Source organism: Acidimicrobiales bacterium, from assembly GCA_036273495.1.
Lineage (GTDB): Bacteria > Actinomycetota > Acidimicrobiia > Acidimicrobiales > JAJPHE01 > DASSEU01.
The window spans coordinates 1-3,920 of sequence record DASUHN010000420.1; the positions used below are offsets into that span (position 1 = coordinate 1).

A 3,920-nucleotide genomic window follows, 5' to 3' on the forward strand; every position below is an offset into this window, starting at 1 on the left:
CAGCTGCCCGAGCAGCAACATGACCTCGGCGGACCCCCCGTCGTCGGCCGCCTCCCGGAAGAGACCCAGGGCCTCCCGATAGAGGAACCGGGCGGTGCTCCGCTGGCCCTGCAGCCCGGCCACCCGGCCCAGCTCGGTCAGTGCGACGGCCGTCCCTGACGGGTCCTGGTTCTCCCTCGAAGCGTCCGCCGCCCGGTGCAGGAGCTCCTCCGCATCGGCGTAGCGGGCGTCGTAGCGGGCCAGCCGGCCGAGCCAGGTGAACACGACGTTGCGGCCCGGCACGTCTCCACCCGCCGCCAGGGCCTCCTCGGCCCACCGCCGGCCCTCGCTGAGATGCCCTCTGCGGTCCCAGAACGGCGCCAGGACCGAGACCAACGCGACAGCGCGCCCCGGATCCCTCTGCACCGCCCATGCCAGGGCGGAGCGGAAGTTGTCGTGCTCGATCTCCACACGGTCGAGCGCGGCCGCTTCTCCGTCGGCCCGCTCCGAGGTGCGGGCCAGGTCCAGGCACCAGTCGGCGTGCCTGCTCCGGACCTCCGCCTCCTCGACCGACGACCCGAGCCGTTCCCTCGCGTAGAGCCTCACGGTCTCGATCCGGGAGTAGCGCGCCCGACCCCGGATCTCGGTCACCGCCACGAGCGACTTGTCCACCAGCCGGGCCAACAGCTCGATCAGCTCCGAGCCCGTCAAAGGGGGGAAGGCGCAGACGTGCTCGGCCGCGTCCAGGCCGAAGCCGCCGTAGAACGCGCCGAGGCGGTCGAAGAGCCGGCGCTCGGGCTCCGCGAGCAGGTCGTAGCTCCAGTCGAGGACGGCGCGCAGGGTCTGCTGGCGCGGGGCGCCGAGAGGGTTGGTACCGAGCAGGTCGAACCGGTCCTGGAGCCGTTCCGCCAGCTCGCGGAGCCCCAGCACCTTGACCCGGGCCGCCGCCAGCTCGATGGCCAGCGGGATCCCGTCCAGTTGGCGGCAGATGTCGGCGATCTGGGTGGCGTTGACCTCGTCGACCCGGAAGCCGGGACGGGCCACGGCAGCCCGCTCGGCGAACAGCCTGACCGCGTCCGCCTCGGCCAGCTCCTCAGGCGAGGAGCTCGCAGGGAGGTCCAGCGGCGGCACGGGAACGACGACCTCTCCGGGTAGGCCCATCGGCTCCCGACTGGTGGCGAGCACCCGAACTCCCGGCCCGGCCGCCGACGCCTCGGCGGCCAAGCCAGCCGCCGCCGACAGGAGGTGCTCGCAGTTGTCGAGCACGATGAGGGTGCGGCTGTGGCGCACTGCCGCCACGAGCGTCTCGCGCAACGGACGCCCGGCCTCCTCGATCAGGCCCAGGGCTGACGCCGCCGTGGGCAGGACGAGGTCGGGGTCGCTCACGCCGCTGAGGTCGACCCACCACACCCCGTCGGGAGCCAGGTCGGCCACGCGGTCGGCGGCCTCGGCCGCCAGGCGGGTCTTGCCCATTCCCCCCAGCCCCGAGAGGGTCACCAGCCGCGACTCGCTCAGGGTCCGGGTCACCAGATCGAGCTCATGCCGCCGCCCGACGAACGGGGCCAACCCGGCGTGCCCACGCGAATGAACCTTCAGGTCGCTGATCAATTCGCCGCCTCCGCCTACCCTCAGGATACCTACGACCGCGGTTGGTGGTCACCCGAGGCGGGCAGCCCTCCGGTAGGCGTCGAGGTGCTCAGAGGCGATCCGATCGGGATCGTGACGGTCCCGCAGACGAGAGGGGTCGACGACCCGTCCGGCCCGGGGCAGTCTCCCGAGGGCGTGGGTGAGGGCGGCCACGTCCCCTGGTCTCACGAGGATCCCGGCCGGCGTGTCGAGCCCTTCGGGGGACGGGTGGACGTTGCCCGCCGGTACCTCGCCGCCCGCTAGAAGGGTCTCCGGCAGCCCCCCCACGGCGCTGGCGATCACCGGCCGGCCCCGGTCGATGGCGTCGAGGGCCACCAGGCCCAGGCCCTCGCGGCGGCTGGGCACGACGACGGCGTGCGCAGCGTCGATGGCGCGCCGCAGGCCGTCGCGGCTCACGGGGCCGGCAAAGGTGACGACCTCCTCCAGGCCGCTGTGGCCGACCTGGGCCGCCAGGACACCTCGGAGCGGGCCGTCACCCACGATCGTGACCCGGACGGCGCGCCCTTCGGCCACCAAAGCCGCCGTGGCCGCCACCAGCAGGTCGAAGCCCTTCTCGGGCATGAGGCGCCCGACGGCAACCAGGCGCAACGGTGCGTCCTCGGGCGGAGCCACCCGGGGCTCGTCCCACCCCCGGAAAGGCATGCGCAGGACGGTCGGGTCCACGCCCGGCACCACATCCCGCAGCTCGGCCGCCAGGGCGTCCGACACCGCCGCCACGAGTGTGGCCCGGATCAGCACCGAGCGGGCCGGTCCGGAGAACCCGGTCCGGCGCGCCAGCCCGACGTCGCTCCCGTGGCAGGTGACCACCGTTGGCGTCCCCGTGCTCCGGGCCCCCCGCACCGCCGCCCACCCGGCGGGCAGCCACCAGTGGGCGTGCACCAGGTCGGCCTCCCAGGTCCGCACCGCTCGCCGGGCGGCCCGGGAAAAGGCGGCCAGGAAGGGCCCGACGGCCAGCGCTCCCGCCGGCCGGCGCGCCGTGGAGAGCAGGCCTCCCCGGTAGGCCAGGACCTCGGCCCGGGGAGGCGCGTACCGGAACCGCCGGACCGGGACGCCGAACAGCTCGTCTTCGACCGGAAGGCCGGGGGCGTGCGGGGCCACGACCATCGCCTCGATCCCCGCCGCCCGCTGGGCCGCGACCAGCTCGGCGATGTAGGGGCCGTTGGCGTCCCCGGCGTGGCGAGGGAACGAAGAGGTGAGGTGGACGACCCTCACTACCCGGTCACCGTGACGTGGATCCAGATCGGCGTCACCGTGGCCTCCCAGGTGCGGACGCTCTCCTGGATCAGCGAGATCTCGATGTCGTAGGGCCCGGGGGCCAGGTACTTCGGCCCGGTCACCGTCGAGCCGAACGCCAGCGGGGCAACCGTGACCGTCGCCCCCTCGGACTGACCGGGAAGCAGAGGCACGGGAAGGTCGGCGCGCGCCGCCGCCACCTGCCGGCGGGCGGGGGCCGGCCCCTGGTACCAGGACACGCCGATACGAACCGCGTCCTCGGGCACGGCGCCGATCGACGTGGCATTGGGCCAGGGGGCGCCGGCGCCGGTGTGCGAGACCGAGACGGCCAGCGTGCGGCTGTCGTGCTGGGACAGGGTCAGGTTGGCGGTCGAGGGTGACGGGGACCCGACGAGCCGCAGCGTCCCGGTTGCGGCCGAGTCGGGCAGGGGGCCGGGAAAGCCGGCGGGCAGGAGCCACCCGGCCCGGTCCAGCGCCGTCTGGAGGGCGCCGGGCAGCACCCACACGGCGGCGAGGTCGTTGCCCAGGACCACCAGGCGGGCGCCCGGGTAGGCGGGCCTGGTCCCGAAGGCGCGGCCCGACACCACCACTCCGGACGGGCATAGGAGCGGCCCGCCCCGCCTCGAGTTGAAGACCGGGAAGACCGTCCCGGGCACCAGCAGCCGGGTGTTGTAGAACTGCCAGTCGTCGTCGAGCGACGAGTCCCAGGACACGCACGGGACCGGTCCGAAGTGGCGCTGGATCGACGTGATGGCGTTCGGCGCCACCTGGAGCAGCTCGTCGGCGGAAGACAGGCCCACCACGTCGGCGTAGGCCCGGACCGACGGCGCCACGAAGGCCCCGACCGCCACGATGACGCCGGCGACGGGGAGCAACCGGTAGGCGGACACGACGACGACGAGGGCGGCCACCGCCACGCCCACGCCCACTGCCACCACGAGATGGGCGGCGGTGTTGGGGCCGAACACCAGCTCGGACAGGCCGAAGACATTGGTGCGCACCACCGTCCCCCGGATCGTCCCTCCCCAGTAGGCCGACGCGGCCAGCCCCAGCAGGGCGCT

The 3,920-nt window shown here is 74.2% G+C and carries 3 protein-coding genes; all 3 read right to left on the reverse strand.

Annotation, left to right across the window (positions count from 1 at the left end):
* Positions 1–1,506 (reverse strand): tetratricopeptide repeat protein (locus tag VFW24_18230; protein ID HEX5268709.1); only part of this gene is annotated, 1,506 nt, incomplete at its 3' end.
* Between the two features lie 129 nt (positions 1,507–1,635).
* The gene (locus VFW24_18235; protein HEX5268710.1) at positions 1,636–2,838 is read right to left on the reverse strand and encodes a glycosyltransferase; all 1,203 of its coding nucleotides are present in this window, start codon (positions 2,836–2,838) and stop codon (positions 1,636–1,638) included.
* Positions 2,838–3,920, reverse strand: a 1,083-nt coding sequence (locus VFW24_18240) for a hypothetical protein (protein ID HEX5268711.1), incomplete at its 5' end; no start/stop codon positions are given. The genes VFW24_18240 and VFW24_18235, both read right to left, overlap by 1 nt.